Annotated in this window: 25 protein-coding genes; 12 read left to right on the top strand and 13 right to left on the bottom strand. The window is 64.6% G+C overall.

Features of this window, described 5'->3' with window-relative positions; genetic code table 11:
• Nucleotides 1-43: 43 nt before the first annotated feature.
• Genes ACLB0R_RS11040 through ACLB0R_RS11030 form a run of 3 tightly spaced genes read right to left on the bottom strand, consistent with a single transcriptional unit; the run spans nucleotide 44 to nucleotide 1,460 of the window.
• Entirely contained in the window at nucleotides 44-994 is a 951-nt protein-coding gene (locus ACLB0R_RS11040) for an aldo/keto reductase (protein WP_416643641.1), read from the bottom strand.
• A complete protein-coding gene (locus ACLB0R_RS11035; protein WP_416643642.1) occupies nucleotides 991-1,215 on the bottom strand; it encodes a hypothetical protein in 225 nt (74 codons plus the stop codon). The genes ACLB0R_RS11040 and ACLB0R_RS11035 overlap by 4 nt, the downstream gene beginning before the upstream one ends.
• Nucleotides 1,212-1,460 carry a hypothetical protein gene (locus tag ACLB0R_RS11030; protein WP_416643643.1) on the bottom strand — a complete coding sequence of 83 codons (249 nt, stop codon included), beginning with the start codon at nucleotides 1,458-1,460 and terminating at the stop codon, nucleotides 1,212-1,214. The genes ACLB0R_RS11035 and ACLB0R_RS11030 overlap by 4 nt, the downstream gene beginning before the upstream one ends.
• A 124-nt stretch (nucleotides 1,461-1,584) precedes the next feature.
• Here ACLB0R_RS11030 and ACLB0R_RS11025 point away from each other — a divergent pair, with 124 nt between their 5' ends.
• The 4 genes from ACLB0R_RS11025 (at nucleotide 1,585) to metH (ending at nucleotide 7,259) form a co-directional block, all read left to right on the top strand.
• A complete protein-coding gene (locus ACLB0R_RS11025; protein WP_416643644.1) occupies nucleotides 1,585-2,559 on the top strand; it encodes an ArsR/SmtB family transcription factor in 975 nt (324 codons plus the stop codon).
• Nucleotides 2,556-3,497 carry a methylenetetrahydrofolate reductase [NAD(P)H] gene (gene metF, locus ACLB0R_RS11020; protein WP_416643645.1) on the top strand — a complete coding sequence of 314 codons (942 nt, stop codon included), beginning with the start codon at nucleotides 2,556-2,558 and terminating at the stop codon, nucleotides 3,495-3,497. The genes ACLB0R_RS11025 and metF overlap by 4 nt, the downstream gene beginning before the upstream one ends.
• A 13-nt stretch (nucleotides 3,498-3,510) precedes the next feature.
• Nucleotides 3,511-4,557, top strand: coding sequence for a homocysteine S-methyltransferase family protein (locus ACLB0R_RS11015; protein ID WP_416643646.1), 1,047 nt, complete (start codon nucleotides 3,511-3,513; stop codon nucleotides 4,555-4,557).
• Between the two features lie 98 nt (nucleotides 4,558-4,655).
• Complete coding sequence (gene metH, locus ACLB0R_RS11010; protein WP_416643647.1) at nucleotides 4,656-7,259, top strand: methionine synthase; 2,604 nt, start codon at nucleotides 4,656-4,658, stop codon at nucleotides 7,257-7,259.
• A gap of 19 nt (nucleotides 7,260-7,278) precedes the next feature.
• Here metH and ACLB0R_RS11005 read toward each other — a convergent pair whose 3' ends face one another.
• Nucleotides 7,279-7,587 (bottom strand): hypothetical protein, encoded by a 309-nt coding sequence (locus tag ACLB0R_RS11005; RefSeq protein WP_416643648.1) that lies wholly within the window; start codon nucleotides 7,585-7,587, stop codon nucleotides 7,279-7,281.
• On the opposite strand from ACLB0R_RS11005, the gene ACLB0R_RS11000 reads away from it, so the two are divergent.
• The 6 genes from ACLB0R_RS11000 to ACLB0R_RS10975 all read left to right on the top strand — a co-directional run bounded on the left by ACLB0R_RS11000 (nucleotide 7,586) and on the right by ACLB0R_RS10975 (nucleotide 12,478).
• Nucleotides 7,586-8,647, top strand: coding sequence for a phytanoyl-CoA dioxygenase family protein (locus ACLB0R_RS11000; RefSeq protein ID WP_434953844.1), 1,062 nt, complete (start codon nucleotides 7,586-7,588; stop codon nucleotides 8,645-8,647). The two genes, ACLB0R_RS11005 and ACLB0R_RS11000, sit on opposite strands and share 2 nt — an antisense overlap.
• 55 nt (nucleotides 8,648-8,702) lie before the next feature.
• On the top strand, nucleotides 8,703-9,650 hold the full coding sequence (locus tag ACLB0R_RS10995) for a right-handed parallel beta-helix repeat-containing protein (RefSeq protein ID WP_416643650.1): 948 nt from the start codon (nucleotides 8,703-8,705) through the stop codon (nucleotides 9,648-9,650).
• Between the two features lie 182 nt (nucleotides 9,651-9,832).
• The gene (locus ACLB0R_RS10990) at nucleotides 9,833-10,621 is read left to right on the top strand and encodes a TIGR00266 family protein (RefSeq protein WP_416643651.1); all 789 of its coding nucleotides are present in this window, start codon (nucleotides 9,833-9,835) and stop codon (nucleotides 10,619-10,621) included.
• 67 nt (nucleotides 10,622-10,688) lie between these two features.
• The gene (gene dapB, locus ACLB0R_RS10985) at nucleotides 10,689-11,417 is read left to right on the top strand and encodes a 4-hydroxy-tetrahydrodipicolinate reductase (protein WP_416643652.1); all 729 of its coding nucleotides are present in this window, start codon (nucleotides 10,689-10,691) and stop codon (nucleotides 11,415-11,417) included.
• Nucleotides 11,418-11,439: 22 nt separating this feature from the next.
• Nucleotides 11,440-12,114, top strand: coding sequence for an endonuclease III (nth, locus tag ACLB0R_RS10980; protein WP_416643653.1), 675 nt, complete (start codon nucleotides 11,440-11,442; stop codon nucleotides 12,112-12,114).
• Nucleotides 12,107-12,478 carry a hypothetical protein gene (locus ACLB0R_RS10975; protein WP_416643654.1) on the top strand — a complete coding sequence of 124 codons (372 nt, stop codon included), beginning with the start codon at nucleotides 12,107-12,109 and terminating at the stop codon, nucleotides 12,476-12,478. Before nth ends, ACLB0R_RS10975 begins: the two co-directional genes overlap by 8 nt.
• Nucleotides 12,479-12,542: 64 nt before the next feature.
• Here ACLB0R_RS10975 and ACLB0R_RS10970 read toward each other — a convergent pair whose 3' ends face one another.
• Nucleotides 12,543-13,226, bottom strand: coding sequence for a hypothetical protein (locus ACLB0R_RS10970; RefSeq protein WP_416643655.1), 684 nt, complete (start codon nucleotides 13,224-13,226; stop codon nucleotides 12,543-12,545).
• 249 nt (nucleotides 13,227-13,475) lie between these two features.
• Here ACLB0R_RS10970 and ACLB0R_RS10965 point away from each other — a divergent pair, with 249 nt between their 5' ends.
• The gene (locus ACLB0R_RS10965) at nucleotides 13,476-14,867 is read left to right on the top strand and encodes a hypothetical protein (RefSeq protein ID WP_416643656.1); all 1,392 of its coding nucleotides are present in this window, start codon (nucleotides 13,476-13,478) and stop codon (nucleotides 14,865-14,867) included.
• Nucleotides 14,868-14,983: 116 nt separating this feature from the next.
• On the opposite strand, the gene ACLB0R_RS10960 is transcribed toward ACLB0R_RS10965, so the two are convergent.
• From ACLB0R_RS10960 to ACLB0R_RS10930, 7 genes are all read right to left on the bottom strand, one after another.
• Nucleotides 14,984-16,039 carry a ribonucleotide-diphosphate reductase subunit beta gene (locus ACLB0R_RS10960; protein WP_416643657.1) on the bottom strand — a complete coding sequence of 352 codons (1,056 nt, stop codon included), beginning with the start codon at nucleotides 16,037-16,039 and terminating at the stop codon, nucleotides 14,984-14,986.
• A gap of 17 nt (nucleotides 16,040-16,056) precedes the next feature.
• Nucleotides 16,057-16,329: a hypothetical protein gene (locus ACLB0R_RS10955; RefSeq protein ID WP_416643658.1), complete on the bottom strand. Its 273-nt coding sequence runs from the start codon at nucleotides 16,327-16,329 to the stop codon at nucleotides 16,057-16,059.
• Nucleotides 16,326-16,538: a hypothetical protein gene (locus ACLB0R_RS10950; protein ID WP_416643659.1), complete on the bottom strand. Its 213-nt coding sequence runs from the start codon at nucleotides 16,536-16,538 to the stop codon at nucleotides 16,326-16,328. The genes ACLB0R_RS10955 and ACLB0R_RS10950 overlap by 4 nt, the downstream gene beginning before the upstream one ends.
• Entirely contained in the window at nucleotides 16,535-16,870 is a 336-nt protein-coding gene (locus tag ACLB0R_RS10945) for a hypothetical protein (RefSeq protein ID WP_434953843.1), read from the bottom strand. The genes ACLB0R_RS10950 and ACLB0R_RS10945 overlap by 4 nt, the downstream gene beginning before the upstream one ends.
• A gap of 3 nt (nucleotides 16,871-16,873) precedes the next feature.
• The gene (locus ACLB0R_RS10940; protein WP_416643661.1) at nucleotides 16,874-17,497 is read right to left on the bottom strand and encodes a class I SAM-dependent methyltransferase; all 624 of its coding nucleotides are present in this window, start codon (nucleotides 17,495-17,497) and stop codon (nucleotides 16,874-16,876) included.
• 186 nt (nucleotides 17,498-17,683) lie between these two features.
• A complete protein-coding gene (locus tag ACLB0R_RS10935) occupies nucleotides 17,684-19,618 on the bottom strand; it encodes a ribonucleoside-diphosphate reductase subunit alpha (protein ID WP_416643662.1) in 1,935 nt (644 codons plus the stop codon).
• Nucleotides 19,619-20,071: 453 nt separating this feature from the next.
• Entirely contained in the window at nucleotides 20,072-22,687 is a 2,616-nt protein-coding gene (locus tag ACLB0R_RS10930; protein WP_416643663.1) for a putative bifunctional diguanylate cyclase/phosphodiesterase, read from the bottom strand.
• Nucleotides 22,688-22,863: 176 nt separating this feature from the next.
• Here ACLB0R_RS10930 and ACLB0R_RS10925 point away from each other — a divergent pair, with 176 nt between their 5' ends.
• Nucleotides 22,864-24,384: a fumarate hydratase gene (locus ACLB0R_RS10925; RefSeq protein ID WP_416643664.1), complete on the top strand. Its 1,521-nt coding sequence runs from the start codon at nucleotides 22,864-22,866 to the stop codon at nucleotides 24,382-24,384.
• 12 nt (nucleotides 24,385-24,396) lie between these two features.
• On the opposite strand, the gene ACLB0R_RS10920 is transcribed toward ACLB0R_RS10925, so the two are convergent.
• Nucleotides 24,397-25,551, bottom strand: a complete 1,155-nt coding sequence (locus ACLB0R_RS10920; RefSeq protein ID WP_416643665.1) for a serine hydrolase domain-containing protein — start codon at nucleotides 25,549-25,551, stop codon at nucleotides 24,397-24,399.
• Nucleotides 25,552-25,577 lie beyond the last annotated feature (26 nt).

Below are 25,577 nucleotides of genomic sequence, written 5' to 3'. Positions count from 1 at the left end.
GCGGCGCGGCAAAATCGATTCATTTCAGCGGGGTTGGCGTGGGTCAGACGCCGGCAACGGTCAGTCGGTCGAGTTGATCTTTGCTCAGCGTCAACGTGATTGCGCCAAGCAATTCCTCCAGCTGCGCGACCGATGTCGCGCTAGCGATGGGCGCGGTGACTCCGGCTTGCGCGGCAAGCCAGGCAAGTGCGATCTGTGCCAGTGTCGCGCCCGTTTCCTCGGCAATCGCGTCCATCGCGGCGAGCATCGCCGCTCCCTTGCCCGTCAGCAACGCCGGCATGCGGCCACCGCGCACGCTTTTGCCAAGATCCGCCTCACTGCGATATTTGCCGGTGAGAAACCCCGAGGCGAGGCCATAATAAGGCACGACGCCGATATTATGCTCGACGCACAAATCCTGCAGCTCGCCCTCAAATTTGTGACGGCTCACCAGATTATATTCGGGCTGGAGCGCGTGATAATGCGGCAGGCCGTGCGACCGCGCGAGATCGAGCGCCGATTTCAGCCGCCCCGCATGGAAATTGGACGCGCCGATCACCCGCACCTTGCCCCCGGCGATCAGCTTGCCGAACGCTTCGAGCACCGCTTCCTGCGGCGTCGCCTCATCATCCTGATGCGCGAAATAGAGGTCGATCGTCTCGACGCCGAGCCGCTTGAGCGACGCTTCGCATGCTGCTGCGATCCGCGCGGGTGCCAGCTTCTCGCCGCCTTCACCGGGCAGCATGCCGACTTTGGTCGCGATCAGCACCTGGCCGCGCTTGCCCGAGGCGCGCAGCCAGTCACCGATCGCGGTTTCCGATTCGCCACCTTTGTGGCCAGGCACCCACGCCGAATAGACGTCGGCCGTGTCGATCATCGTGCCGCCGCCGGCGACGAACGCGTCCAGAATGCGGTGGCTTTCGCCCGCGTCGGCGGTCCAGCCGAACACATTGCCGCCGAGCACCAGCGGCGGCGTCATCAGATCGGTGCTGCCGAGCCGGCGAAGCGTGGTCATTGCGCGGTATCTCCCTGGTCGGCGTTGGCATCGGCTGCTTCGTCGGAGCTAGCGTTGGCGGCCACGGCATTACCCTGTGCGGCATCGAGCGATTTGGCGGAGTCGTCGAGTTGACGTGCTTCGCTATACGACGCGCCGGTCGCATCGGTTCCCCGGCCGCAGCCGTCCAGCACACCCGCCGCCGCGACCATCGCGACCAAGGCGGCCGAACGCGCGATCATTCCTGATCTTCGCTGGCGCTATCGGCATTGCCGATCGCGGCGGAGGCATTGCCGACATCGGCTTCGTTGCCGCCCAGCGCCTTGTCGCCGGCGGCGTCGACGTCGCGCACCGCCTCTGCCATCGTCGCGTTGGGATCGGCCGCGACGGTCGAGCCCGCTTCGCCAGCCTCGTTGCGTGCCGTCGACCCACAGGCCCCAAGTGCGAGCAAAGCGATGAGCGCAAGGGCAGGGCGGGCGGCGGACATAGGGGGCTCCTTCGACTAACCGGTTGGGCGGGAGGCTTAGGCTCAGTCTAGAAACCCAGCGAACGAGCGGCAAGCGATGACGCGCGTTGACTGATATAAAGATATCTTTATATCTTGATTCACGATGACGCCTGCTCTCGACATCTTCCGTGCGCTTGCCGACGCGACGCGGCTGCGCATCATGGCGCTGCTCCAGTCGATGGAGTTGTCGATCGGCGAGCTGGCGCAAGTGCTGGGGCAGAGCCAGCCGCGCGTCTCGCGCCACGTCAAGATCCTGTCTGACGCCGGGCTTGCCGAGCGCCGCAAGGAAGGCAGCTGGGTGTTCGTGGCGCTCGGCAAGCCCGATCGCGTTGCGCCGGTGCTCGCCGCGCTCGATGCCTGGCGGGGGGACGAGGCAGACCATTGGGCCGTTGCGGACGCCGCGCGGCTTGCCGCCGTCCGCGCCGACCGTGCGGCGGCCGCCAACGCGTGGTTCGAGACCAACGCCGCGCAATGGGACGCGATCCGTTCGCTCCACGTCGCCGATTCCGATGTCGAAGCGGCGATCGGCGCGGTGCTCGCGCTGGACAATGCGCAGGGCCCGCGTGTCCATCAGCTGATCGATATCGGCACCGGCACCGGACGGATGCTCGAGCTGTTCGGCGGCGCGGCGGAGCAGGCGCTGGGCATCGATCGCAGTTCGGAAATGTTGCGGCTGGCGCGCGCCAAGCTCGCCGAGCGCGGCTTGAACCATGCCGAGTTGCGCCAGGCCGATCTTTACGCACTGCCGCTCGGCGACGGCACGGCGGACCTCGCGATCATCCACCATGTGCTTCACTTTGCGCAGCAACCAGGTGCGGCGATCCTGGAGGCGGCGCGCGTGCTGAGCGCCGGCGGGCGATTGCTGATCGCCGACTTCGCGTCGCATGACCGCGAGGAATTGCGTACGCGAGACGCGCACGCCCGGCTCGGCTTTTCCGACGAACAGATTGCCGGCTGGTTCGATGCGGCGGGGCTCGCCATGGCGCGGATCGAAACGCTGGAGGGTGGGGAACTCACCGTGAAATTATGGCTGGGGCGCAAGCTCGGCGCGCCGCTGAAAGAGGTAAAGGCAGCATGATAAAGTCGGTCGCCGAGCTTGAGGAAGCGCGCCGCGCGCTCGATGCGCCGTTGTTCGCCGATCTGGCGGGTGACGCAGCGGTGAGCTTCGAGTTCTTCCCGCCCAAGAGCGCGAAGATGGACGAGCAATTATGGGAGGCGATCACCACGCTCGCCCCAATGCAGCCGCGTTTCGTCTCGGTGACTTATGGCGCCGGTGGCTCGACGCGCGAGCGCACCCACGCGACCGTCGCGCGTATTCAGCGCGAGACCGGCATCCCCGCGGCCGCGCATTTGACCTGCGTCGAAGCGACGCGCGACGAGATCGATGCGATTGCCGATGCCTATTGGGAGGCCGGCGTGCGCCATATCGTCGCGCTGCGCGGTGACCCGCCGCGCGCGGGGGAGAAATATCAGACCCATCCGGGCGGTTATGAGAACGCTGCCGATCTGGTGGCGGGGCTCAAGCGGCGCCACGCGTTCGAGATATCGGTCGCCGCCTATCCCGAAAGTCACCCCGATTCGCCGAGTACCGCTGCCGATCTCGACAATCTGAAGCGCAAGCTCGACAATGGCGCGACGCGCGCGATCACGCAGTTTTTCCACGAGGCGGAGACCTTCTTCCGCTTCCGCGATGCGGCGGCGGCAGCGGGAATCGATGCTGAAATCGTGCCCGGCATCATGCCCGTCATGAATTTTGCGAGCGTGCAGCGCATGTCGTCGATGTGCGGCACGGCGGTGCCGGCATGGATGGGCACGCTGTTCGAGGGCCTCGACGATCACCCCGCCGCGCGCCAGCTCGTCGCGGCGACGATCGCGGCCGAGCTGTGCCGCCGCCTTTATGCGGGCGGCGTGCGGCATTTCCATTTTTACACGCTCAACCGCGCCGAGCTGGCGTTTGCGATCTGCCATTTGCTCGGCCACCGCGCGGTAGCGTCGGTCGAGCAGGCGGCAGCGTGACGAAGGACCTGATATGACCAAACGCGAGCAATTCCTGGCCGAAGCCGCCAAGCGCATCCTGATCACCGATGGCGCCTTCGGCACCGAAATCCAGCGGTGCAAGCTGGCGGCGGCGGACTATGCCGGTGACCTCGGCCTGGCGCGCGACCAGAAGGGCAATAACGACATCCTGGCGCTCACTCGGCCCGACGTGCCCGAAGCGATTCACCGCGCCTATTTCGAAGCGGGCGCCGACATCGCCGAGACCAACACTTTCTCTGCCAATCGCATCAGCCAGGCCGATTATGGCGCCGAGCATCTGGTGCGCGACATCAATGTCGAAAGCGCGAAGCTGGCGCGGCGGGTGGCGGACGAGTTCGAGGCCAGGGATGGACGCCCGCGCTTTGTCGCCGGCGCGCTGGGGCCGACCAACAAGACGCTGTCGCTCTCGCCCGACGTCAACGATCCCGGCTTTCGCGAGATCGATTTCGACGAGCTGAAGCACGTGTATCGCGAGCAGATCGACGCGCTGGTCGAGGGTGGGGCGGATTTCATCCTGATCGAAACGGTGTTCGACACGCTCAATGCCAAAGCCGGCGTGATGGCCGCGATCGAGGCGGGTGAGGCGCTGGGCCGCGACTTGCCGATCATGCTGTCGATGACGCTGACCGACCTCTCCGGCCGCAATCTGTCGGGCCATACCGTCGAGGCTTTCTGGCACGCGGTGCGGCATGCCAGGCCGCTGACGATCGGGCTCAATTGCTCGTTCGGGGCGGAACAGCTGCGCCCGCATGTCAAATCCCTCGCCGCCATCGCCGACGCGCTGATCATGGTCTATCCCAATGCCGGCCTGCCCAACGAACTGGGCGCTTATGACGAGCTTCCCGCGACGACGGCCGCGCTGGTCAATGATTGGGCCGACCACGGCCAGGTCAATGTGCTTGGCGGCTGCTGCGGCTCGACGCCGGATCATATCCGCGCGATTGCCGAAGCGGTCGCCGGCCTGCCGCCGCGCGCGCTGCCGACACCGGAGGTGCGGACGCGGCTTGCGGGGCTGGAGCCGATGACGATGGCGGCATGAAATAGGACCGTCACCCCAGCGGAAGCTGGGGTCGTTTTGTTTACTGGCGAGCCCTCGCGGCTTGCGATCCCAGCCTTCGCTGGGATGACGAGGATTGAATGACCACGCCCATCTCAACCGCCCAATTCGTCAACATCGGCGAGCGCACCAACGTCACCGGCTCGGCGGCGTTCAAGAAGCTGATCATGGCCGGCGACTATGCCAAGGCGGTCGAAGTCGCACGCCAGCAGGTCGAGAACGGCGCGCAGGTGATCGACATCAACATGGATGAGGGGCTGCTCGACGCCGAGGCGGCGATGGTCACGTTCCTCAAACTGATCGCCGCCGAGCCTGACATTGCCCGCGTGCCTTTCATGATCGACTCGTCGAAATGGTCGGTGATCGAGGCGGGGCTGAAGTGCGTGAGCGGCAAGCCGATCGTCAATTCGATCAGCATGAAGGAAGGCGAAGCGCCGTTCCTCGCGCAGGCCCGCAAATGCTTGGCTTATGGCGCCGCTGTGGTCGTCATGGCGTTTGACGAGGTGGGGCAGGCCGATACCCAGGCGCGTAAAGTCGAAATCTGCGAGCGCGCCTACAAGCTGCTCACCGGCATCGGCTTTCCGCCCGAAGACATCATCTTCGATCCCAACATTTTCGCCGTCGCGACGGGGATCGAGGAGCATAATAATTACGCGGTCGACTTCATCGAGGCGTGCCGCGAGATCAAGGCCCGCTGCCCGCACGTCCATATCTCGGGAGGGCTCTCCAACCTGTCATTCAGCTTTCGCGGCAACGAGCCGGTGCGCCGGGCGATGCACTCGGTGTTCCTCTACCACGCCATCCCTGCCGGGCTCGACATGGCAATCGTCAATGCCGGCCAGCTCGACGTGTACGACACGATCGATCCTGAACTGCGCACCGCCTGCGAAGATGTCATCCTCAACCGCGATCCAGATGCCGGCGAGCGGCTGGTCGCGCTCGCCGAGCGCTATCGCGGCACCGATGCGGTAGCCGAGAAGCAGGCGGCGGAGTGGCGCGGGTGGAGCGTCAACAAGCGGCTCGAGCACGCGCTGGTCAAAGGCATCGACCAATATGTCGTCGAGGATACTGAAGAAGCCCGGCAGCACCACGCCCGCCCGATCGAAGTGATCGAAGGCCCGCTAATGGACGGCATGAACGTGGTCGGCGACCTGTTCGGATCTGGCAAGATGTTCCTGCCACAGGTGGTGAAATCGGCGCGGGTGATGAAAAAGGCGGTCGCGCATCTGCTGCCGTATATCGAAGCCGCCAAGGAGCCCGGCGCGCGCGGCAAGGGCAAAATTATCATGGCGACGGTCAAGGGCGACGTGCATGATATCGGCAAGAACATCGTCGGTGTCGTCCTCCAGTGCAACGGCTTCGAGGTCGTCGATCTCGGCGTGATGGTGCCGTGGTCCGACATCCTCAAATCCGCCAACGACAATGATGCCGACATGATCGGCTTGTCGGGCCTCATCACCCCGAGCCTCGACGAGATGGTAACGGTCGCGGAGGAAATGCAGCGCGCCGGGATGACGATGCCGCTGCTGATCGGCGGGGCGACGACGAGCAAGGTCCACACCGCGCTCAAGATCGCGCCGGCTTATAAGGGTCCGGTCGTCCATGTCCTCGACGCCAGCCGGGCGGTTGGCGTCGCGTCAACGCTGGTCAGCGATACCATTCGCGACGATTTCGTCCAGAAGACCGCCGCCGATTACGAAGCCGTGCGGCTGGCGCGCGAGGGCAAGGGACAGAATGAACTGCTCTCCCTCGAAGACGCGCGCGCCAATGCCTTCGACACCGACTTCGCGCTGAAGCCGCCGCGCCCGATCCTGCCCGGTGTCCACCGCTTTCCCGATTGGGACTTGCGCGATCTGCGCGACTATATCGACTGGACGCCGTTCTTCCGCGCCTGGGAACTCCACGGCAATTATCCCGCGATCCTGACCGATCCGGTGGTCGGCGAAAGCGCGACCAGCCTGTACGCCGACGCGCAAAAGATGCTCGACCGCGTCATCGAGGAAAAATGGCTCACCGCGCGCGGCGTCTGCGGGCTGTGGCCGTGCGCGCGGGAAGGCGACGACGTGATCCTCCACCTCGATAGCGAGGAGAATGTCCGCCTGCCGTTCCTCCGCCAGCAAATCGCCAAGCGAGAAGGGCGGGCGAGCATGTGCCTCGCTGATTTCATCAGCCCCGATGGCGACTGGATCGGCGGCTTCGCGGTCAGCATCCACGGCATCGAGCCGCATCTCGCGCGCTTCAAGGCAGCGATCGACGACTATTCAGATATCCTGCTGAAGGCGCTTGCGGACCGCCTGGCCGAGGCCTTTGCCGAGCGGCTGCACCGTTATGTCCGCACCTCGCTCTGGGGTTATGCCGAGGGCGAGCAGCTCGATCATGAAGCACTGATCAAGGAACAATATCGCGGCATCCGCCCCGCGCCGGGCTATCCCGCTTGCCCCGATCACAGCCTGAAGCCGATCCTGTTCAAGCTGCTCGACGCGCACAAGGCGACCGGCATTTCGCTGACCGAAAGCTTCGCGATGCTGCCGACGGCCGCGGTCAGCGGCTTTTACTTCGGCCACCCGCAAGCGAGCTATTTCGGCGTCGCGCGGATCGGCGAGGATCAGGTGGCTGACTATGCGGCGCGGCGCGGCGTCGATCTTGAGACGGCGCGGCGGTGGCTGCGGCCCAATCTCGACTGACCCGCGCCGCGCCGCCGCATCAGCGAGTCGTGTAGCTGCCCTTGGTCCAGCCGGTGCCGGGGTCGCTGCACCACTCGGTCGTTACATCGTTGATGGTGCAATAGACCCGGATATGCGCGCCGTCGGATGCGGTCCAGACTGTGGCCGACACGTTGACGCCGGGCTGGTTGAACTGGCCGGTCTGCCAGCCGGGGCCGCCCGCGTCGCTGCACCTTTCGGTTACGGTGTAGCCGTCCGACGAATAGACGCGGATGTGCAGGCCACCCGATTTATCAAACCAGTTGACCACTGCGGTGCTGATCGGGAAGTTTGGATTACCGGAAGTCATGCAGAATTCCTCCACCTTATCAACCGCGTCGAGTCGTGCGGCAAGCGTAACGGTCGGTGAAATCGCATGTGCTGGCAAGGGCGATACGCTGCTACCGGAGGTGGCGGGGCTTGAAGCGCTGTGGCGCCGCTATGTCCATGGCGACGCCGCGCCCGATGCGCGGCCCATGGCGGAGCGCGTGCTGCTCGACATGCTCGGCCTCGGCAATGTCCAGACGATTCGGCAGCTGCTCGACGAGCGGCCGAGCTTCGCCGATTTCCGCGCCTGGATCGTAGCGACGGCGGGCGCCCCCGACCCGGTGAGGCTGGCGCGCTACCATCATTGGTATCGCGGCGATCCGCTGCCGCCCGAAGCAGCGGCGATGCTGGCGGCGATCGATGCCGCGCTGCCGGTCCTTTCGGCGGAGAATCTGGCGCAGTGGGACGAACAGGGCTTCGTCATCCTCAGGGCCGCGATCGACGCCGATGCCGCCGCAGCTGTGGCGGGGCTGGTGTGGGATGCCGTGGGTGGCTCGCCCGATGACCCGGCCAGCTGGGGCGATGACGCGCTGGAGGGCATCATGATCCCGCGCTTCCAGCATCCGCTGCTCGAGGTGGCGCGCCGATCGCCGCGCGTCCACGAGGCATTTGCGCAGCTATGGGGCACGGCGGATCTGTGGACGACGATCGACCGGCTGGGCTTCAATCCGCCGCTCGCCACAGGCCGGCCGTTTCGGGGATCGCCACTGCATTGGGATGTCAGCCTGGCGACGCCGATCCCGTTTTCGACGCAAGGCGTGCTCTATCTGACCGACACCACCGCCGATCAGGGCGCGTTCCAGCTCGTGCCGGGTTTCCACCACCGCATCGAGCAATGGCTGCATGATCTGGGCGATGCCGATCCGCGCGCAATCGACTTGTCGGCGCAGGCGGTACGGGTGCCCGGCAAAGCCGGTGACTTGATCATCTGGCGGCAGGATTTGCCGCACGGCGCCAGCCCCAATCGATCGGCGCGGCCGCGGCTCGTGCAATATCTGACGATGTATTCGCCCGATCAGGAGGTTCAACCGATCTGGCGGTAGCGTTTACCACCTATTTGCCTTCACAACCCGCACGCTTCGGCGCATGTCACCGGTTATGGACATAGGCCCCAAGCGAAATCTGTTCGCGCTGTTGCTGCTGGCGATGGCCGCGCCGGCGGCGGCTCAGGCGACGGGCGCGCCGTTCACCGTGCGCGAAACCGGGCAGAGCTTTGCCCGGCTGCAGGATGCGCTGATGTCGATCCGCGGCCATGACGCGACGATCCTGATCGCGCCGGGGACTTATCACCAGTGCGGTATCCAGCAGGCGGGGCACATCACCTTCCGTGCGGTGCAGCCGGGCTCGGTGATCTTCGACGGGGCGACGTGCGAAGACAAGGCAGCGCTGGTGTTGCGCGGTGCGGGGTCGACGGTCGACGGCATCGTCTTCCGCAACATGCGCGTGCATGACGGCAATGGCGCGGGCATTCGCATCGAGATCGGCGACTTGACCGTTACCAACTCGATGTTCCTCGACAGCCAGGAAGGTATTCTCGGCGCGACCGACCAGCCGACCACGATCACCATCGATCACTCGACCTTTTCGGGCCTTGGCCAGTGCGACGAGTCGGTCGATTGCGCGCATTCGATCTACCTCGCCTCGACCGGCATCGTGCGCGTCACCAAGTCGCGGTTCGAGCGAGGGCGCGGCGGCCATTATGTCAAGCTGCGCGTGCCGCAGGTGGTGATCACCGACAACAGCTTCGACGATTCGGCCGGCCACAAGACCAATTACGCGATCGACTTGCCCGAGGGTGCCACGGGGGTGATCGCGGCCAACACGTTCGTGCAAGGGCCGGACAAGGAAAACTGGACCGCATTCATCGCGGTCGCCGCCGAGCAGCGCAAATACCGCTCGGCCGGATTGCGAGTTGAAGGCAACGCTGCCAGCCTCGCGCCAGGCCAGAGCAAGAACCCGGCTTTGGTCGCCGATGTAAGCCGCGAGCGGTTGCTAATCGGCGCCAATCAGCTGGGCCCGGGCGTTCGGGCGTTCGAGCAGCGCTGAGAGGCCATATATCTTCGTCACCCCGGCCTTGAGCCGGGGTCCCGCTATTACCAGCCGGTTGGAGAAGCGGGACCCCGGGTCAAGCCCGGGGTGACGATTGCATTGCCGCGCATAACTTTCCCGCGACAGCACTGCGTATTAGCGGTATAAGGCACCAGCGAACCAATTAGGGAATGCCTGCCATGCGCTACGAAATTTCCGGCACGACGATGCAGACCGTCTCGATCGACCTTGATCCGGGCGAGCGGCTCTACAGCCAGACGCACCAGATGGCGTGGATGACCGACAGCATCCGCATGGACACCCACACTGGCGGCGGCATCCTGGCCGGGCTGGCGCGGGCGCTTTCAGGCGGCAGCCTGTTCGTCACCGAATTCACTGCCGAGCAAGCCGGGCATGTCGCCTTCGCACCGCGTTTCCCGGGCCAGATCATCGCGGTCAAGCTGTTGCCGCAGCAATCGCTGATCTGCCGCAAGGAGACCTTCCTGTGCGCGGAGATGTCGGTGCAGCTGGAGATCGCGTTCCAGCAGCGCTTCGGCGCCGGGCTGTTCGCGGGCGAGGGTTTCATCCTGCAGAAGGTGACCGGGCCGGGCACGGTGTTCCTCGATCTGTCGGGCGAGGTGGTCGAGAAGACGTTGCTCCCCGGCGAGCGGCTGCTCGTCCATGCTGGCCATATCGGCATTCAGGAACCGACCGTGCAGACCAGCATCCAGATGCTGCGCGGCTTCCGCAACGTGCTGTTCGGTGGCGAGGGATTGTTCCTCGCGACGCTGACCGGGCCGGGCAAGATCTGGCTGCAATCGATGCCGATCCTCAACCTCGCCGAAGAGATTGCGCGGCATCTGCCGGGCGATCGTGAGGTGCGCGGCGCGGGGCTTGGCGGCAGCATCGGCGGGCTTGCCGGTGGCGGTGCGGCGGGCGCGGCGATCGGCGGCATTCTGGGCAGCATTTTGGGCGCCAGCGACAGTTAAGCCCTGTTCGCTTCGCCCGCGCTCTGCCATGGAACGCGCGGGGTGAAGCAGAGGCGAATCCAGCGAGATGACCGCAATCGGCATATTGGGCAGCGCGGGGCGGATGGGTCGCGCGATCGCCGCGCTGATCGAGGATTATGGCGCGACGCTCGCGGGCGGGATCGATGCCGGCGGCGATCCGGCGCCGCTCGCCAAGGCAGCCGATGTGCTGGTCGACTTCACCGTGCCCGGCGCGCTCGCCGGCAATCTGGTGGCAGCGCAAGCGGCGGGCACGCCGATCCTGATCGGCACGACCGGGCTCGGCGCTGCTGATCTGGCGCTGGTCGACGCGGCGGCGCGCGACATCGCGGTGCTGCAGACCGGCAACACCTCGCTCGGCGTGACATTGCTGCTCCAGCTGGTCCGCGAGGCGGCCGAGCGGCTGCCCGCCGATTGGGACATCGAGATCGTCGAGATGCATCACCGCGCCAAGGTCGATGCGCCGTCGGGCACGGGGTTGATGCTCGGCGAGGCCGCGGCGGCGGGGCGCGGCGCGAGCCTGGGCGAGCTGGGCGTCATCGGCCGCGCCGGCTTGTCGGGGGATCGGGCGAGCGGGACGATCGGCATCGCCTCACTGCGCGGCGGCACGGTCGCGGGCGACCACAGCGTGATCTTCGCGGGCAATGGCGAGCGGCTGGAATTCACCCACCGCGCCGAGGACCGCGCCATATTTGCGCACGGTGCCATCACCGCCGCATTGTGGCTCGCCGGCAAGCCCGCTGGTCGCTACCAGATGAACCAGGTGCTCGGCATCTGACCCGCGCGATAAACGCCAGACGATGAACAAGGCACAGGTCATCGACTTCTACGCGCGGCTGGCGGCGGACAATCCGCATCCCGAGACCGAGCTCGCTTATGGCAATGTCTATCAGCTGCTCGTCGCGGTCGTGCTCTCCGCGCAGGCGACCGATGCCGGCGTCAACAAGGCGACGCGGCGGCTGTTCGAGACGGTCAAAACGCCCGCCGAGATGCTCGCGCTCGGCGAGGATGGGCTGAAGCAGCACATCAAGACAATCGGGCTTTTCAATGCCAAGGCCAAGAACGTGATCGCGCTGTCGCAGATCCTGGTCGAGCAGCATGGCGGCGCGGTGCCGGCCGAGCGCGACCCCCTTGAAAAATTACCCGGCGTGGGCCGAAAAACGGCCAATGTCGTTTTGAATGTCGCGTTTGGCGCGGAGACCTTTGCGGTCGACACGCACATCTTCCGCGTCGGCAACCGCACCGGCCTCGCGCGCGGCAAGACGCCGCTCGCGGTGGAAAAGAAGCTCGACAAGGCAACGCCCGCGCCGTTCCGCGTCCACGCTCATCACTGGTTAATCTTGCTCGGCCGATACATCTGCAAGGCGCGCACGCCGGAATGCTGGCGTTGCCCGGTCGCCGATTTGTGCGCCTATAAGCCCAAGACGCCGGCGCCGCGCGCGCCCAAAGCGAAAGGAGCAACCGCCCATGCGTAAGATGCTTGCCCTGCTGCCGCTCGCCCCGCTCACGCTTGCCGCGGCGGATGCGCCGCAAATCCCCGAAGCCACGCCCGCCGGCAAGCCGGTCAGCTGCGTGCCGCTCTACCAGATCCGCGAGTCGCGCGTGCGCAGCGACCAGGTGATCGATTTCGTGATGAGCGGCGGCAAAGTCTATCGCAACACGCTGCCCAATTCCTGCCCCGAGCTGGGGTTTGAGGAGCGCTTCGGCTACGCGACCAGCCAGAGCGAGCTGTGCTCGACCGACATCATCACCGTCATCCACTCGCCGCCCGATGTCGGCGGCGCGAGCTGCGGCCTGGGCGAATTCCAGCCGGTGACGCTGGTGAAGGCGCATCGCTAAGCAACTGATGAACCCTAATAATCACGCGAATGTTCCCTAATGTTCGCACTGACCATGGGGCCCCCTAATCCGCGGTGACATCGGTCAGCTTTTCGAGCTGTGTGCTGAACGCGGTGCGGGCGGTGGTCTGCGGATCGGCCGCCAGATCGTTGCGCATTTCCCAGGGGGCGGCGAAGCGGCGGGGATCGAGCCGGGCAAGCAGCCACATCAGCAGCTTGTCGCTCGGCAAGCGCTTTTCGACGACGAGCTCGCCGCTTTCCCAAATCTGCTCGGTGCGGCCGTTGATCGCGCGATCGAACGCCAGCGCGGAGAGGCGACCAACCGCGAGCTGCTCGGCGGTGTCCCACGCGGCAGCGAAGGCGGGCGATCGCGCGCGCAGCCGATAGGCACTGCGCGCGGACAGCCGCGCTTCGGTCGCGGCGAGATGGACCGAGCCGGTTTCCGCCAGCACATCGAGGAACAGCCGCTGGCGCTGCACGCTCCACCCCTTCAGCCGCTTGCGACTATCGGGCAGCGCAACGCCGTCGAGCGGTTCGGCTGCGGGGGTGGGTACGGAGGGCAGCATATCGGTCGGCAGCAAGTCGGTCGGCTCGGGCGCGGCGCGATCGACGATGCGGACGAGCGACAAGCGCGGCCCGCCTTCCTCATCGGCAGCGGTGCGGCTGGCATCGATGTTGTTGGTGGCGGCGGTCCACGCGTCGAACTCCTCGTTCGACATCTCGGGCGCTTCGCGGCGACGACGGGCCATGGCAGTGCTCCTTCGGCTGAGTGCAGGAGCGGGGAGGGTATGCTTGGTGGGCGGTGTAGGACAGGGTTCGGGCAGTTAGCAGGAACCTTGACTTGGGTTGCAATCTCTGGAACCATAATTGTGCTTCCGGACGGAAGCGCAAAGAACCGCGGATTTGGTTCTGGTTAGAAATCGACGCCGGATGGCGTTTGTCGGCGCGAAATGTGGTCGACACTGGCCGGGACCAGTCCCTCTTTTGAGGAACTGGCCATGACACCTAAAATTATTATTCGCTTTGCGATCGTGAACGAGCAGACGGATGGCCCAATCAAGCGGATCATCGGCTTCGTTCCAGCACGAAACTTGTTCCCACTTTTCGACGGCCTCGATCTTGAGGCCAATCCCCGATCTGCGAAGGTTGGGTCGGTAACTGCCGACATCTTAGAGACGCTGACCGAGACGCCTAAGCTGTTTCACTTTAAGTCCAAGGGTGTCTTGCTTGGAGCGTCAGCGTATTCGTCCCTAGAGCGTAATCGTTACGAGTTGGAATTTGGTGATCCCTCGGCAGAAGGGATTCTTGATGGTGGCCATAACATGCTGGCCATCGGCATTCACATTCTAAGTTATGTGGCTACAGAATCCGAGATTAAACAAATCAAACTCTGGGAAGATCTTCGTGACGCTTGGGAGAGGAATCGGTCCGCAGTTGAAGAAATAAAGAACGATCTTGATTTTCTGGTTCCTGTTGAACTTCTCGTTCCCACGGACCCTGAAGACTATGATTCTCTAATAACATTCGAGGCCAGTTTGCTTGAAATATGTGCTGCAAGAAACAATAATGCACAGCTCACTCAAGAAACCAAGAGTCATCAAAAGGGTCTTTATCTTGAAATAAAAAATCGTCTCCCAAAGAAAGTTGCGGATCGGATCGAATGGAAGACGAACGAATGGGAGAGTGACGATACGCGCCCGATTAAGGCCCGTGACGTCATAGCGCTCGCTTGGATCCCGCTAAATCGTCTCCAAGAAGCCGGCTTGTTGCCCGGTTCTATATCTGTCGCACCGCAGAATATCTACAGGAACAAAGGAGAGTGTTCGAAGCAATTCGAACGTCTTATGGAACGCGACGATGTAACCAACCCCACCGATGGGGCTCGTCGTGAACTCCATAATGTTGCAGTGATTAGTGCTTTTGACGTTTTGGCAGGTATTCCCGCTCTCTATGACAAAATCTATGCCGAATTTCCAGCGGCTTATAACGCAGTCGGAGGACGGTTCGGTGGAAACAGCATCGTAAAGATGTTTGATCCGTTGAAGAGAAAGACAGCGAACAACAAAAACGATTACGTGGCCACTCAGCCTTACACGCATTTCACGGGTATTCCGGTCAAACACCGGTATCCAGATGGGCTGATTATGCCATTGGTGTACGGTTTGAAGGGGATCATGAAAATCGTTGACGGGCGCGTGGCTTGGGCCGAAGATCCGACAGAATTTCTCGATCGTAATTTGAAGGATATTGCGAGCGCATATCGCTTAGTTTTGGATATGGCTCGTTTTGATCCACAGAAGCTAGCCAAAAACCAAGCCTCCCACGAATTCGCAGTGGGCGAATTTGAAAAAGCGCTGTTCAAAGAACAAGCGCGGGAACTCATCAATTGAATGGAAAAGCGACGCGGGAGTAAATCCCGCGTCGTCGGTCGGCGCTGTAGCGCCGCCGGCCGGGCGCGCCGCTGGGGCGCGCGGATTAGCTCCCGCTAATCCGCTGCGCGGCGCGCCTACTCCGCCGCAATCCCTGCCTTGGCAAACATATCCTCGCCGTCGCCCAGATCCTCGTTCGCCGGCTTGGCGACCTTCGCCTTTTGCCGCTTGTCGAACGAGTCCCATACGTCGTTCCAATTGCCCCGCGTCGCGCCCTTGGAATATTCCGTCGCGCGCTGTTCGAAGAAATTGGCGTGCTCCACGCCGTTCAGCAGCGGGGCGAGCCAGGGCAGGGGGTGTTCGTCGATGAGGTAGATGGGCTTCATGCCTAATTGCCCCAGCCGCCAGTCGGCGATGTAGCGGATGTATTTCTTGATTTCCTTGGGCGTCATGCCCGTGACCGGGCCGGCCTCGAACGCGAGATCGATGAACGCGTCTTCCAGCCGCACCGTCGTCTGGCACATATCCATGATGTCGTCGCGCACCGCCTTGGTCAGGCAATCGCGCTCCTTCACGAATTCGTGGAACAGGCGGACAATGCCTTCGCAGTGCAGGCTTTCGTCGCGCACGCTCCACGACACGATCTGGCCCATGCCCTTCATCTTGTTGAAGCGCGGGAAGTTCATCAGCATCGCGAAGCTGGCGAAGAGCTGCAGCCCCTCGGTAAAGCCGCCGAACATGGCGAGCGTCTTGGCGATATCCTCGTCACTATCGACTCCGAAGCGCTGCAGATAATCATGCTTGTCACGCATTTCCTGATATTCCAGGAACATGCCGTATTCGCTCTCGGGCATGCCGATGGTGTCGAGCAAGTGGCTATAGGCGGCGATGTGCACCGTCTCCATGTTGCTGAACGCGGCGAGCATCATCTTGATTTCGGTGGGCTTGAACACGCGGCCGTACTTGTCGTGGTAGCAATCCTGCACCTCGACATCGGCTTGGGTGAAGAAGCGGAAAATCTGGGTGAGCAGGTTGCGCTCATGATCGGAGAGCTTCTGCGCCCAATCGCGGCAATCCTCGCCCAGCGGCACTTCCTCGGGCATCCAGTGGATCTGCTGCTGGCGCTTCCAGAAATCATAGGCCCAGGGATATTCGAAGGGCTTGTAGGTCTTGCGGGCGGAGAGAAGGGACATGGGTGCAGCCTTTCGCGTTACAACTTGATTGTTTGGATGCCCTGCACCGGTCCCAACAGGCCGAAGCAAAGCGCAATAAATAAGATTAGCATGAGCGGTGCAGCGATCATTTGCCCGAGCCCAAGCCTGCGCACGCGGGCTCGAGACAAATCACCCCCCTCTACAGGGATGCCCATGATCGATTTCCCGCTCCATGGATTGCGGTTCATCCGATAAAACCGAAGCCCGTTCAAAAATACGCCGATACAGATCACTGCGGCGATCGCGAGAAACAGCCGTCCGTCCGTCACCGCCCCGCCCCCCAGCTCTGCATCGCCCAGGCGAAGCCGCCCAGGATCACCGCGCCGGCGCCGAGCATCGTGCCGGCGATGCGGCGGCCATAGGCACCGGCCTCGCTCGTCACGCGGCGGGTGAGCACCCAGATCGCCGCGATCGCCAGCACGGCGGCGACGGTCGCCATGATGGCGGGCGGGGTGAAGAAGGCGACGAGCTCGGTCATCCGCGCACCCGCCGCTCGACATAGACCTTGCGCGTGCGGTGCGAGCCGACGCCCAGGAACATCACGCCCACGAAATAGCCGAAATCATACCAGCCGCCATTATTGGGCACCGCGTAGATCGACACATCGGGCACGAACAGCGAGATCACCCAGGCGACCGGGAAGATGAAGCCATGCCACACGCCCAGCCAGAAGCCCGGCGCGCCGGGGGCGACGGCCGCCGCCGATTGGTGCGCGGCGCAGGCGGCGAGCGCCAAGGCGCCGGCCAGCATCGCCGCCCCGCGCCAGGGCCGCGCGCCCGAGAATGTCGATGGCATGGGATATCGCGCCATGGGTCAGCCGGGCCGCCTTGCCGTCAGGATCATGCTTTTCCAAAGATAGGGCACGCGGCCAACGCCGGCAAAAGCTTCCACCGAAAAGCCGGCCTCGCGCAGCAGCCGCGCCAGCGTGGCGCGGCTCCAGAATTTGATGTGGCCGCCATGCCAGTGCGGATCAAGGTGCCGATCCCAGCGGTTGAACACCGAGAGCATCAGGTTCTTCACATAGCCGTGGTACGGCGTGCTCATCAGCAGCACCCCGCCCGGCCGCAACGCCGCGAAGGCATAGCGCGCCAGCTCGCGCGGATCGTAGAGATGCTCGACCACTTCGGTGCTGACGACGATATCGAACTGCCCGTCGGCAGTTGCCTTGAGGTTCCGGGGATCGTTGTCGAACAAGTCGACCTCGAACCGGACGCCGGGGAATTTGCCCCGGGCGAGCGCAATCGCGTTGGCATCGCCATCGACGCCGGTCACGGCATGACCGGCGTTGGCGAGATACCCCGCCAGCTCGCCATTGCCGCAGCCGGCATCGAGGATCTCGCGCCGCGCCGTGCCCACCAGCCGGGCGATGGCCGGGTTGAGATAGGACGACGAGTGCGGGGCCAGGTCTGTCCAGCCATAGTCGTCAGTCTTCGACATGCGGCTTCCCTTGCGCGGCGCAGGCGGCGAGGGGGAATAAGGTGGCGAGCGTCAGGGTCCGCCACGCCGTCAGACGGATCGGCGATGCCGATCCGCTGCTCGGGCACCCCACGAAAGTAATACTTTCGTGGGAACCCGTCGCCGTGACGAGTCCTGGATTTGCTCGCGCAAATCCAGGCCGTCCGCTTACTGACAGGCCAAGCACTCGTCATAATCCGTGCTCGCGCCCAGCTCGAATTTGGGCTTTTCGATCGTGTTGTCCGCTTCTACCCCGCCCGCAAAGCCGGCGCGCTGCACTGACATCGAGCGGAGATAATAGAGCGACTTGATGCCCAGCTCCCATGCGCGGAAGTGGAGCATCAGCAAGTCCCATTTCTCGACATCGGCCGGGATGAACAGGTTCAGCGACTGCGACTGGTCGATGTACGGCGTGCGATCGGCGGCGAGTTCGAGCAGCCAGCGCTGATCGATCTCGAAGCTGGTCTTGTAGCAGTCCTTTTCTTCCTGGCTGAGGAAGTCCAAGTGCTGGACCGAGCCGCCTTTCTCGAGGATCGAGTTCCACACCGCGTCGGTGTTCTTGGCTTTCTCGTTGAGCAGCTTTTCGAGATAGGGGTTCTTGACGACGAAGCTGCCCGACAGCGTCTTGTGCGTATAGATATTCGCCGGGATCGGCTCGATGCACGCGCTGGTGCCGCCACAGATGATGCTGATCGACGCGGTCGGCGCGATCGCCATCTTGCAGCTGAAACGCTCCATCACGCCCTGATCGGCGGCGTCGGGGCAGGGGCCGCGCTCGGTGGCGAGATGCATCGACGCTTCGTCAACTTGTGCCTTGATGTGCTTGAAGATGCGCAGATTCCACTGCTTGGCCATCGCCCCTTCAAACGGCAGGCCGCGCGCTTGCAGGAAGCTGTGATAGCCCATCACGCCCAGGCCCACCGAGCGCTCGCGCGCGGCGGAATAGGCCGCGCGCGCCATGCCGGGCTCGGCGCGATCGATATAATCCTGCAGCACATTGTCGAGGAAGCGCATCACATCCTCGATGAAGAGCTTGTCGTCCTTCCACTCGTCCCAGGTTTCGAGGTTGAGCGAGGAGAGGCAGCACACCGCGGTGCGATCATTGCCGAGATGGTCCTTGCCAGTCGGCAGCGTGATTTCCGAGCACAGGTTGGAAGTCGAGACCTTCAGCCCCAGCTCGCGATGGTGGCGCGGCATCGCGTTGTTCACATGATCCGAGAACACAATGTACGGCTCGCCGGTCGCGAGGCGCGTTTCGACGAGCTTCTGGAACAGGCTGCGCGCATCGACCTTGCCGCGCACGCTGCCGTCCTTGGGCGATTTTAGCTCCCACTCGGCGCCGTCGCGCACCGCTTCCATGAACGCGTCGGGGATGAGCACGCCGTGGTGGAGATTGAGCGCCTTGCGGTTGAAGTCGCCCGAGGGTTTGCGGATTTCGAGGAATTCCTCGATTTCCGGGTGGCTGATGTCGAGATAGCAGGCCGCCGAGCCGCGCCGCAGCGAGCCCTGGCTGATCGCCAGCGTGAGCGAGTCCATCACGCGCACGAACGGAATGATGCCGCTGGTCTTGCCATTCAGGCCCACCGGCTCGCCGATGCCGCGCACCCCGCCCCAATAAGTGCCGATGCCGCCGCCGCGCGCCGCCAGCCACACATTCTCGTTCCAGGTGTCGACAATGCCTTCCAGGCTGTCGGGGACGGAATTCAAATAGCAGCTGATCGGCAGGCCGCGCCCGGTGCCGCCGTTCGACAGCACGGGGGTGGCGGGCATGAACCACAGCTTGGAGATATAGTCGTAGAGCCGCTGGGCGTGCGCGGCATCATCGGCATAAGCCGAGGCCACGCGGACGAACAAATCCTGATAGGTTTCGCCCGGCAGCAGATAGCGATCGTTGAGCGTTTCCTTGCCGAAATCGGTGAGCCGCGCGTCGCGCGAATGATCGACCTCGACCGGATAGGGCGCGCGCGGCGCGGGCGCGGCTTCGCTGGCCTTGGCTTTCGCTTTCTTCACCGTCGCGGCAACGCGCGTCGTCGCGGCTTCGATCACCGCCTCGGCGGTCGTCAGATCGTTCATGCCGGCTTCCTGACCCTCTCTAAAATCCATCTACTCTTACCCCTGCCACCGGGTCCGCTTGAGCGAGCGATGTTGCCGCCGCGGTCCTGCCCAATCCGATTCGGGAGCGAACTCCCATCCTACAATCTTTGGAGTCCGAAGGGGAGAACAAAAAGTGTCCATCCGCCGTTTTCCAGGCGCGGACAAGGGATCGCCGCAACACCGCCGCGCCGTGCACCCTACCACTTCTTGGGCTCGCCCCCGAACTCAACCACCACAGATTGTGCTTAATCGCGGCGCCGCGCAAGCCCGTAAATGACAAATCGGCGACTCAATTCGTCGCTCATTTGACTCGCTTCGTGGCACCGCAAGAACGGCTCATCGAACGCGACGCATGGTTTGAGCCCGCGTTCGCGAAACGCAAGAGAACGGAGCGGAAACGAAAATTTTTCGTCGGGGAAAGCGTGGGGATGGTTTGGGGGAGGAATAGAGGGTGTCTCGACCTCACCCCGCCTTGCGCAAATGCGGCTGCATGCTCGCCCCGGGCTGGGCGAGGCGCTCGATGTTGAAGGCTTCGAAGAATTCGATGCCGGCTCGGCCGTCGCTGGCCCAGCGGACGCGCGCGGGGACCATTTCGCCCTCGATCAGCTCGATGCTGATCGGCGTGCCTTCGGCTGGGCCGCCAAATTCGATGCCGTCGATCATCGCGCCCTGGCTCGACAGGTTGCGGATGCGCACTTCGCCCTGGACGCCGCCGACATCGATCATCGCCCAGCGGATCGTCGCGGCGCGCGGGCCCCGGCTGACGCGGAAGCCCGAGGCGGTAGCGCGGCCCTGCTGCTCGACAAGCTGGCGAACGACATCGACCGAGCGAATCGGCCGGCCATAGACGAAGCCCTGGATGTGGCTGCAGCCAAGCTCGCGGATCAGCTCGATCTCGTCCTGCGCTTCGGCGCCCTCGGCGGTTGTCTCCATGCCGAGCGTGTCGGCAAGCGTCACGATCGCGCGGATGATGGGCGCGTTGCGATTGCCGCCGATCGCCGCGCCGCGCACGAAGCTCTGGTCGATCTTGATCTTGTCGAACGGCGCCGACTTGAGATAGCCGAGCGACGAATAGCCGGTGCCGAAATCGTCGAGCGCGAGCCGGATGCCCAGCCCTTTCAGCGCGCGGAACATCTGGTCGGTCTGGTTGCCGCCTTCGAGGAAAACGCCCTCGGTAATCTCGAGCTCGAGCCGATTGGCGGCGATGCCGGCCTTGGCGAGCGCGCTCGTCACCAGCGCCGGCAGGCCGGGATTGGCGAACTGAATGGGCGACACGTTGACGCCGACGCGCACATTGCCCGGCCAGCTTGCCGCATCGAGGCAGGCAGTGCGCAGCACCCATTCGCCGATCGCTTCGATCAGCCCGCAATCCTCGGCGATGGGGACGAACTCGGCGGGGCTGATCGCGCCGCGCACCGGATGCTCCCAGCGCAGCAGCGCTTCATAGCCGACGATCGTCTCGTCGCGGGTGCACACCACCGGCTGATAGACGAGGTGGAATTGCTGGCCGACCAAAGCCTCGCGCAGATCGTCCTCGAGCTGTTTGCGCGACTGCGCGCCATGGAGCAGCTCGGCCCGATAGAAGCGGTGGACGCCGCGCCCATCGGCCTTGGCGGCATAAAGCGCCAGGTCGGCATTGCGGACGAGCGTTTCCGAATCGTCGCCATCATTGGGCGCAATCGCGATGCCGATCGAACAGCCGATCGTTACCGAGGTGCCGTCGAGCAGATAGGCTTGCGACAAGGCGGCGATGATCGTGCGCGCCAGCTCCGACAAGCGATCCGCGCTGTTCTCGCCGGGCAGGATGATCTCGAACTCGTCGCCGCCCAGGCGCCCGACCAGACCATTGTCGCCGACGCTGCGCAGCAGCCGCTGCGCGACTTGCTTGAGCAGCGCGTCGCCCATCTGGTGGCCCATCGTGTCGTTGACGACCTTGAAGCGATCGAGATCGAGCAGGAACAGCGCGGTCGGGCGACGCATGCCCCCCGGCTGGTTGAGGCTCTGGTCGAGCGACAGCCGCATGCGCTGGCGATTGGCCAGGCCGGTGAGCGAGTCGAACAGCGCGAGGCGCGTGATTTCCGCGTCCGCCCGGCGCTTTTCGGTCAAGTCGCTGCCGCTGCCGACAAAGCCCTGAAACCGGCCCAGCGCGTCGGTGACTGGCCGGCCGGAAATCGACCACCAGCGATCGTGCAGGCGCGGCGCGGCGGCGCGCACCGAATAGTCGCTGAACGCGGTGCGCGAGGACAAGTGAAAGCTGAGCGTTCGCTCGGTGCCGGCGGTCGCATTGTCCATGCGGAACAGGCTGGTGAGCGATTGACCCATCGGGCTCTGGCCGTCGACCGTCAGCACCTCGGCGACCTTGGAGGACAAATAGCTGATATTGCCGTCCTTATCGGTCTGCCAGAACCAGCCGGTGCCGTGGCTTTCGAACTCGCGGACGAGCTGCGCGGCGAGGCGGCCGTCATCAGCGATGCGGGCCTGGCGCAGCGCCGCCTCGCAATCGAGCATCACCAGCCGGCGGGCCGAGATGACGAGGCAGACCCAGCAGCCGAACGCGATCAGCGACGCGACATTGATGCCGGCGAACATGAAGACCGACGCGACGACTACCGCAGCAAAAGCGATCAGCGCGGCGCGGATCGGGTGGATCGACATGCCGGTCGCGGCCATGGCGGCGAGCGCGGCAATGAAACCGGCGAGCTGCTGTGTGCCGGGCGCGAGCTGCGTCGCGGCCCACAGCATGCCGCTCAGCCCCGCGGCCTGCAGCGCGCCGAGCACCGTGATCAGCCGCACATGCTGGTGCGGCGGCCAGCGCCGCATCGGCGGCACCAGCAGCACGATCGCCAACAGACCTGCACCGACCAGCGCCGCGGCGGCGGCGGAAGCGACCCACAGGATCGTCGGCAGCGATTCGGACAGGATCGCAGCGCAGGACAGCACGACCGATGCGGCGATCTGGACGAGCAATGTCGCGATGACGGTGGCGGCGACCTGGCGCACCTGGCCGCGGCGATCGACCCAGTCGTGCCGGACGTCCGGCGCGGTCAGCCCCAGCGCTTCCCAGAAACCCAGTTTCATATCCGGGAGTGACAGTGGAACGGGCTCGGGGGACGACATGGTGGCGGAATATCGCGCCTGGGGTTGCTGATTGGTTAGCTTGGGCAAGTTTTTCGACACGGTGGTCGCCGGGATTGCGCGGCATCGCCGCCGCGCTAAGGGATGGGGCCTGCTCCCCTGAAGCCACGGACCCCATGATGACGACGACCATCCGCGAAGCCGATCTGATCGAAAGCATTGCCGACGCTTTGCAATTCATCAGCTATTACCATCCGATGGATTATATCCGCGCGCTCGGCGCGGCTTATGAGGCCGAGCAAAGCCCGGCCGCCAAGGATGCGATCGCGCAGATCCTGACCAACAGCCGAATGTGCGCGGAGGGGCATCGGCCGATCTGCCAGGATACCGGCATCGTCACGGTGATCGTCAAATGGGGGCAGGAGTGCCGGCTGGAGTCGGCGCGCTCGCTGCAGGAAGTCGTCGATGAAGGCGTGCGGCGCGCCTATCTCAACCCCGAGAACAAGCTGCGCGCCTCGATCCTCGCCGATCCCGCCTTCACCCGCCGCAATACCCGGGACAACACGCCGAGCGTGCTCCATGTCGAGATGGTGCCAGGCACGACGGTGTCGATCGATGTCGCGGCCAAAGGCGGGGGCAGCGAAAACAAGAGCAAGTTCAAGATGATGAACCCCAGCGATTCGATCGTCGACTGGGTGCTCGATATGGTCCCGCAAATGGGCGCGGGCTGGTGCCCGCCGGGGATGCTGGGCATCGGCATTGGCGGCACCGCGGAAAAGGCGATGCTGCTCGCCAAGCAGAGCCTGATGGGCGCGATCGACATGAGCCAGTTGCGCGCGAGGGGTCCGAAAAACGACATCGAGGCGCTGCGCATCGAGCTGTACGACAAGGTCAACGCGCTTGGCATTGGCGCGCAGGGGTTGGGGGGTCTCTCGACGATCCTCGACGTGAAAATCCTCGATTGGCCGACGCATGCCGCGTCCAAGCCCGTCGCGATGATCCCCAATTGCGCCGCCACCCGCCACGCGCATTTCGTGCTCGACGGTTCCGGCCCGGCCTATCTCGAAGCGCCCAAGCTCGACGAGTGGCCCAAGGTCGACTGGCAGCCCGACGCAGCGGCGAAGCGCGTCGACCTCGACACGCTGACGCCGGAGATCGTGCAGAGCTGGCAGCAAGGCGATCGGCTGCTGTTGAACGGCAAGATGCTGACCGGCCGCGACGCCGCGCACAAGCGGATCAAGGACATGCTCGACCGCGGCGAGGAGCTGCCGGTCAGCTTCAAGGGCCGCGTGATCTATTATGTCGGCCCGGTCGATCCGGTCGGTGAGGAAGTCGTCGGCCCCGCCGGCCCCACGACTGCGACGCGGATGGACAAGTTCATGCGGATGATGCTCGACCAGGGCCTGCTCGCCTGTGTCGGCAAGGCCGAGCGCGGCCCGGCGGCGACCGAGGCGATCAAGGAAGCGAAGAGCGCCTATCTGATGGCGGTCGGCGGGGCGGCGTATCTGGTGGCGCGCGCGATCAAGGGGAGCAAGGTCGTCGGCTTCGAGGACCTGGGCATGGAAGCGATCTACGAATTCGAGGTGAAGGACTTCCCGGTCACGGTCGCGGTGGATGCGGAAGGCAACAATGTCCACCAATTGGCGCCGTTGGTGTGGCGCGAGAAGATCGCCAAGGAAGGGCTGCTCGTTGGGGCGTGATCCGCGCTGGGCTCAGCGCCCGTCGATCGCGGCTTCCTCGGCGGCGGTGAAGGCAGAGCGGGTGCCCTTCGCGGCGTTGTCGGGCACGGCGGAGACGAAATAAGCGAGGCCCTTGCCGGTCGCCGGATCGACCCACAAGCCCGAGCGCAGGCCATAAGCCTCGCCGGCATGGCCGATGCGCACGCGGCCGTCGCCGAACGGATCGTCGCGGCATGGCGCGGGGCGGCCGGGCAGCGCGAGGATCGTGACCCCTAACCCGTAGGCGCAGTAAAAGCCGTGCTCGCTATCGCCATTGCTGCCGTCGAAGCGCCAGACCGGCGTCGTCATCGCGCTGAGCGCGTCGCGCGACAGGAAATCGGGCCGCTGCCCGTCGAGCACCGCGCCGAGCCTGGCGAGATCGGTCATGCCGATCCGCACACCCCCTTGCGGCGAGAAGAACGCGCCATTGCGCGCCAGGCGATAGCGGCTGAGGTCGCAGCTGCCGCCATGCGCCGGGGTGCCGGGGCAAGGCGGGCGCTGGCCGTGGAGATCGTCGCGCGCCACTGATCCATCGGCGCGATACAGCACGACGGCGTGGCGGAGGGTGCTGTCGCGGCAGGTCGTCCAGTTGAAACAGGCGTTGAGGTGGAGCGGCGCGAACACCAGCCGGGCCATCAGCCGGTCGAACCGCTCGCCGGTAGCGCCTTCCATCACGGCCGCGATGACGGGGAAATTGAGATTGGCATAAGTGAAATAGGCGCCCGGCGCGTGTCCGGTGTCCCAGGCGGCGTGGCGGGCCATCACCGTGGGCAGATCATCGTCGAGCGCGAGCGCATAATCGACGCCGTCGCGCACGCCGGCGGTATGCGACAACAGAGTGCGCAAGGTGATCGGCCGATCGGGGAAGGCCGGGTTGGCAAGCCTCCAGCCGAGATAAGCGGAAACGTCGCGATCAAGATCGAGCCGGTGCTGATCGACCAGCCGCATCACACCCAGCGCCACCGCCAGCTTGGAAACCGACGCGACGCGCACCGGATCGGCAACCGTCACTCGCCGCGTCGTGGCGCGGTCCGCCAGCCCGCGCGCTTGCCGACTGACGATATGGTGCCGGTCGAACGCAACGCGCGCGGCAGCAGGCTCCGGGGGCGAGGCGAGCGGCGCCGCAAGCGCCATCAGCAAAGCGAACATCACCGGGTTGTTCTGCGTTAAGCGTT

The organism is Sphingomonas sp. GlSt437, from assembly GCF_048015635.2.
Classification (GTDB): domain Bacteria; phylum Pseudomonadota; class Alphaproteobacteria; order Sphingomonadales; family Sphingomonadaceae; genus Sphingomonas.
The sequence above is the reverse complement of the archived record's forward strand: the minus strand, read 5'-3'. Positions and strand labels throughout refer to the sequence as shown.

Excerpts from the sequence above, each read along its gene's own strand:
- ACLB0R_RS11040 (WP_416643641.1), bottom strand. The coding sequence starts at position 994 with ATGACCACGCTTCGCCGGCTCGGCAGCACCGATCTGATGACGCCGCCG.
- ACLB0R_RS11035 (WP_416643642.1), bottom strand. The coding sequence starts at position 1,215 with ATGATCGCGCGTTCGGCCGCCTTGGTCGCGATGGTCGCGGCGGCGGGT.
- ACLB0R_RS11030 (WP_416643643.1), bottom strand. The coding sequence starts at position 1,460 with ATGTCCGCCGCCCGCCCTGCCCTTGCGCTCATCGCTTTGCTCGCACTT.
- ACLB0R_RS11025 (WP_416643644.1), top strand. The coding sequence starts at position 1,585 with ATGACGCCTGCTCTCGACATCTTCCGTGCGCTTGCCGACGCGACGCGG.
- metF (WP_416643645.1), top strand. The coding sequence starts at position 2,556 with ATGATAAAGTCGGTCGCCGAGCTTGAGGAAGCGCGCCGCGCGCTCGAT.
- ACLB0R_RS11015 (WP_416643646.1), top strand. The coding sequence starts at position 3,511 with ATGACCAAACGCGAGCAATTCCTGGCCGAAGCCGCCAAGCGCATCCTG.
- metH (WP_416643647.1), top strand. The coding sequence starts at position 4,656 with ATGACCACGCCCATCTCAACCGCCCAATTCGTCAACATCGGCGAGCGC.
- ACLB0R_RS11000 (WP_434953844.1), top strand. The coding sequence starts at position 7,586 with ATGCAGAATTCCTCCACCTTATCAACCGCGTCGAGTCGTGCGGCAAGC.
- ACLB0R_RS11005 (WP_416643648.1), bottom strand. The coding sequence starts at position 7,587 with ATGACTTCCGGTAATCCAAACTTCCCGATCAGCACCGCAGTGGTCAAC.
- ACLB0R_RS10995 (WP_416643650.1), top strand. The coding sequence starts at position 8,703 with ATGGACATAGGCCCCAAGCGAAATCTGTTCGCGCTGTTGCTGCTGGCG.
- ACLB0R_RS10990 (WP_416643651.1), top strand. The coding sequence starts at position 9,833 with ATGCGCTACGAAATTTCCGGCACGACGATGCAGACCGTCTCGATCGAC.
- dapB (WP_416643652.1), top strand. The coding sequence starts at position 10,689 with ATGACCGCAATCGGCATATTGGGCAGCGCGGGGCGGATGGGTCGCGCG.
- nth (WP_416643653.1), top strand. The coding sequence starts at position 11,440 with ATGAACAAGGCACAGGTCATCGACTTCTACGCGCGGCTGGCGGCGGAC.
- ACLB0R_RS10975 (WP_416643654.1), top strand. The coding sequence starts at position 12,107 with ATGCGTAAGATGCTTGCCCTGCTGCCGCTCGCCCCGCTCACGCTTGCC.
- ACLB0R_RS10970 (WP_416643655.1), bottom strand. The coding sequence starts at position 13,226 with ATGGCCCGTCGTCGCCGCGAAGCGCCCGAGATGTCGAACGAGGAGTTC.
- ACLB0R_RS10965 (WP_416643656.1), top strand. The coding sequence starts at position 13,476 with ATGACACCTAAAATTATTATTCGCTTTGCGATCGTGAACGAGCAGACG.
- ACLB0R_RS10960 (WP_416643657.1), bottom strand. The coding sequence starts at position 16,039 with ATGTCCCTTCTCTCCGCCCGCAAGACCTACAAGCCCTTCGAATATCCC.
- ACLB0R_RS10950 (WP_416643659.1), bottom strand. The coding sequence starts at position 16,538 with ATGACCGAGCTCGTCGCCTTCTTCACCCCGCCCGCCATCATGGCGACC.
- ACLB0R_RS10945 (WP_434953843.1), bottom strand. The coding sequence starts at position 16,870 with ATGGCGCGATATCCCATGCCATCGACATTCTCGGGCGCGCGGCCCTGG.
- ACLB0R_RS10940 (WP_416643661.1), bottom strand. The coding sequence starts at position 17,497 with ATGTCGAAGACTGACGACTATGGCTGGACAGACCTGGCCCCGCACTCG.
- ACLB0R_RS10935 (WP_416643662.1), bottom strand. The coding sequence starts at position 19,618 with ATGGATTTTAGAGAGGGTCAGGAAGCCGGCATGAACGATCTGACGACC.
- ACLB0R_RS10930 (WP_416643663.1), bottom strand. The coding sequence starts at position 22,687 with ATGAAACTGGGTTTCTGGGAAGCGCTGGGGCTGACCGCGCCGGACGTC.
- ACLB0R_RS10925 (WP_416643664.1), top strand. The coding sequence starts at position 22,864 with ATGACGACGACCATCCGCGAAGCCGATCTGATCGAAAGCATTGCCGAC.
- ACLB0R_RS10920 (WP_416643665.1), bottom strand. The coding sequence starts at position 25,551 with ATGTTCGCTTTGCTGATGGCGCTTGCGGCGCCGCTCGCCTCGCCCCCG.